Source organism: Pedococcus sp. P2_E4, from assembly GCF_056403935.1.
Genome location: NZ_JBFUEO010000081.1, coordinates 1 through 3,579 on the forward strand (window position 1 = coordinate 1; position 3,579 = coordinate 3,579).

The following is a 3,579-nucleotide window of genomic DNA, read 5'->3' on the forward strand; positions in this document are numbered from 1 at the left end:
CCGCCGCACCCGTCGCCGCCACGGCTGCGGCCGCCCACGTCACCCCGACCAGCGCCGCGACCGTCGTCGACCTGCTCACCTGGAACTCCCCCCTGCCCACCACCTCGCGAGTCGTGCTCCGCGCCGGCGCCGTGACCGCAGCCGCCGCCACGCCGTCCCGGTGGACCACCGTCGGCGCCGGGGTGGCCGCGTGGAGCGTCGCCATCGGTGGCATCGGCGCGGCCGCGACCATGAGCGGCTTCCTCCCCTCCGTCATCGACGGTCTGTTCGGCGACCACGGCCGGACGCCCGTGGTCGTGGCGCAGGGACCGCGCGAGCCCGGCGAGACCCCTGCACCCACTGACGACGGCGGCGTGCCCCAGCCTGGACCGTCCGGCCAGCAGCCGGGCACCAAGGGCACCCCGGGCACCGTCGTGCCCGTCGGCACGTCCGGCACTGGTGGCGCCGTGGTCGTCTCCGCGGTCTCCACCGACTTCGGCGGCGGGACCCAAGTCGTCGTCGTGCCGGCCGTCGTGACCAACAAGCCGCCGACCACGCCCACCACGCCGAGCGGCCCCGTGACGACGCCCCCGACCACCCAGAAGCCCCCGACCACCGGTGGTGGCACCGTCACCGGTGCGGCGAAGGGTCCCGGCAAGGGCCACGCCTACGGCAAGGGGCATGCCAAGCACAGCACGGGTGTCTCCAAGGGCCGGGCCCAGGTGGCGAAGGCCGCCGCCAAGGCCAAGGCTGCCGTCGCCCGCGCGCAGGCCAAGGCCGCCAAGGCCGAGGCCAAGTCGAAGGCCACCAAGGCCGCGGCGGCAAAGGCGAGCAAGGCGAAGGCCAGCAAGGCGAAGTCCAAGGCCTGATCCGCAAGCCCAGCACGCGGCATACGGCTGGGGTTTGGGGTCGCAGGGACGGGCAGGGGTGACGAAGGCAACCGCGGGCGCCCTCGTCCGAACGGACCAAAACCACCCCAAATGCCCGCTCAATCCACCACGAACCCCTACCTCGGCCGTACCGTCTGGGGCACCCCCCGACCGAGGATCGCCATGCTGACTGCCGCACGCCCCCGCCACCGTCTCGCCGCCGCCACGATCATCACGGCTGCCCTGACCACGGCCCTGGTCGCGACCACCATCGCCCCGGCGACGGCCGACCCGATCACCCCGTCCGGCAACACGACTCGCACCCTCAGCACGACGCACCTGACGACGGCGGCAGACCGCCGGATGAACCAGGCCCTCGCGACGCGCGCGACGACGGCACGCTTCGGCACGGCATTCAGCGGCGCGGTCATCGACGTGGCCAACGGCAACCTCGTCTGGAGCAAGAACGGCACCAAGGCGCTCATGCCCGCGTCCACCACCAAGCTGGTCACCGCGACCAACGCCCTGCGCGTGTTCGGCCCCGGCTACCGGTTCACGACCACGGTGCGCCGCGGCGCCCAGGCGGACCAGGTCTACCTCGTCGGCTCGGGGGACCCCGCCTTCTCGTCGGCGCAGCTCACGAGCCTCGCCCAGACCACCGCGACGGCCCTCAAGGGCTCCGGCACCACGGCCGTCCGCCTGTATGCCGACGACAGCCTCTTCGCCGCCCCCTCCCTCGCGACGGGCTGGCAGTCGTCGTACATCCCCGGCGACACCACCTGGCTGCGCTCCCTGGTGGTCGACGGGCGACTCGTCAACGACACCGCCATCGACGCCGCGGGCATGTTCGCGACGAAGCTCGCGAGCAACGGCATCAACGTCACCCGCAAGGGACGCGGCGTGGCCGGCTCGTCGGCGCCGGTACTCGCGTCGTCCGCCGGGCAGACCGTCAGCCAGATCGTCTCGCGCATGCTGGTCGAGTCCGACAACGAGCACGCCGAGGCGCTGCACCGCCTCGTCGCCGTCAAGAAGGGCGTCGGCAACACCTGGTCCGCAGCCCGCACCGCCCAGAGCAGCCAGCTCGCCGCCGAGGGACTCACCGCCACGGCCTTGTATGACGGGTCGGGCCTTTCGCGCAGCGACCGGTTGAGTGGGTTGCAGCTCGCGCGGGTCGTGGCGAACGCGTTCGAGCCGGCCAACAAGACTCCGCTTGCGACGCTGCGGTCACCCTCGGGCCTGGCGATCGCGGGTCAGACGGGGACGCTGAGGGCCTCGTGGGACCGGTTCACCTCGTCGACCTCGAAGTGCGCCGCCGGCAAGGTCTATGCCAAGACCGGCACGCTGAGCGACGCCGTGTCGCTGGCCGGTTGGACGGTCGGCAAGGACGGGCGGGTGAAGGCGTTCGCGTTCGTCATCAACGGCAAGCCGACGTCGACGACCGTGCAGCGGCAGAACATCGACATGCTCGCGGCGACGGTCAACGGCTGCTTCTGACGGGTCTGTCAGTGGCGGGTCCGGGCGGCCTCGACCTTGGCGGCGATCAGCGGCGGGCGGACTCGTTGGCCGCCGTCAGTGGCGGGCGCGGGCGGCCTCGACCTTGGCGGCGCGCTCGCGGCGCAGGCGCATCAGGGGGTCCTCAGCATCGCCCAGCTGCGCGGGGCCGTAGATGCTGAGCCCGATGGCTCGGATGCGGTACGAGATCCGGTAGCCGATCGACAGACCCTCGGACTCAGCCTTGCGGCTCATGGCTTCTCCACTAGTTAGTGTGCTAAACATTTGCGTACTAAGAGTACGTCCGAATCCTGTGGGAAGTGAAATCCGTGCCGAAGTCGTCCAGCCCCTCTCGCGCGTCCGGCCCGCCTGGCGCGTCGGGCTCTGGCTCACCCGACCGGGTGCCCGACCGGGTGCCCGACCGGGTGCCCGACCGGGTGCCCGACCTGCTCAAGCTCGACCGACAGGTCTGCTTCGCCTTGGCCGTCGCGTCGCGCACCGTGATCGGGCTCTATCGTCCGCTCCTCGAGCCGATGGGGCTGACCCACCCGCAGTACCTCGTGATGCTCGCGCTCTGGGAGGACTCGCCGCTGCGCGTCTCCGAGCTCGCCGAGCGGCTCAGCCTCGAGCCAGCGACCTTGTCGCCCCTGCTCAAGCGCCTGGAGTCCAGCGGCATGGTGGTGCGCGGCCGCGACCCGCGAGACGAGCGCGCCCTGGCCGTATCGCTGACGCGCGAGGGACGGGCGGCGCGCCGCCAGGCAGAGCGGATCCCTGCAGCCATCATGGCCCGCCTCGACATGGGCATCCCCGAGCTCGAGGCCCTGCGCGACAGCCTCAGCGACCTGATCGCTGCCGCGGCCGAGCCCGAGGAAGCCGTGGGGTCCTAGCGGTCGGTGCCTGGTCGTCGGGAGCCGTGCAACACGGGGCGAGGGCCGAGCAACACGGGGCGAGGGCCGAGCAACACGGGGCGGGGGCCCATCCTTGGCCCATCCTCCGCGTCCGACAGCGTGGGTCAGGCGGCTGGTCAGGCCTGTGGACAACCTTTCGTACTCGAACAGGTGTTCGAATAGAATCAAGCATGGCCATCGCACCTCTTGCCCCCGCACCGCCGTTGCCGGCGCGCGCGGCAGCGCCTTCGCGAGAGTCCGCGGCGCCTGGACGGGAGTCCGTGGCGTCGGCGCCGGGACGGGAGTCCGCGGTGCCGGCGAGGGAGTCCGCGGCGTCGGCACCGGGTCGGGAG

At 72.2% G+C, this 3,579-nt stretch carries 4 protein-coding genes; 3 read left to right on the top strand and 1 reads right to left on the bottom strand.

Features of this window, described 5'->3' with window-relative positions; genetic code table 11:
* Positions 1-848: hypothetical protein (locus AC1DV7_RS18140; RefSeq protein WP_477598731.1), on the top strand; the 848-nt coding region annotated here is incomplete at its 5' end.
* Positions 849-1,031: 183 nt separating this feature from the next.
* Positions 1,032-2,342, top strand: a complete 1,311-nt coding sequence (locus AC1DV7_RS18145) for a D-alanyl-D-alanine carboxypeptidase/D-alanyl-D-alanine-endopeptidase (RefSeq protein ID WP_477598732.1) — start codon at positions 1,032-1,034, stop codon at positions 2,340-2,342.
* A gap of 75 nt (positions 2,343-2,417) precedes the next feature.
* On the opposite strand, the gene AC1DV7_RS18150 is transcribed toward AC1DV7_RS18145, so the two are convergent.
* Complete coding sequence (locus AC1DV7_RS18150) at positions 2,418-2,594, bottom strand: hypothetical protein (protein ID WP_477598733.1); 177 nt, start codon at positions 2,592-2,594, stop codon at positions 2,418-2,420.
* A gap of 170 nt (positions 2,595-2,764) precedes the next feature.
* Here AC1DV7_RS18150 and AC1DV7_RS18155 point away from each other — a divergent pair, with 170 nt between their 5' ends.
* Positions 2,765-3,226 carry a MarR family winged helix-turn-helix transcriptional regulator gene (locus tag AC1DV7_RS18155; protein ID WP_477598734.1) on the top strand — a complete coding sequence of 154 codons (462 nt, stop codon included), beginning with the start codon at positions 2,765-2,767 and terminating at the stop codon, positions 3,224-3,226.
* Positions 3,227-3,579 lie beyond the last annotated feature (353 nt).

Bases quoted from the DNA above. Each gene is read 5' to 3' on its own strand.
- AC1DV7_RS18145 (WP_477598732.1), top strand. From the start codon at position 1,032: ATGCTGACTGCCGCACGCCCCCGCCACCGTCTCGCCGCCGCCACGATC.
- AC1DV7_RS18150 (WP_477598733.1), bottom strand. From the start codon at position 2,594: ATGAGCCGCAAGGCTGAGTCCGAGGGTCTGTCGATCGGCTACCGGATC.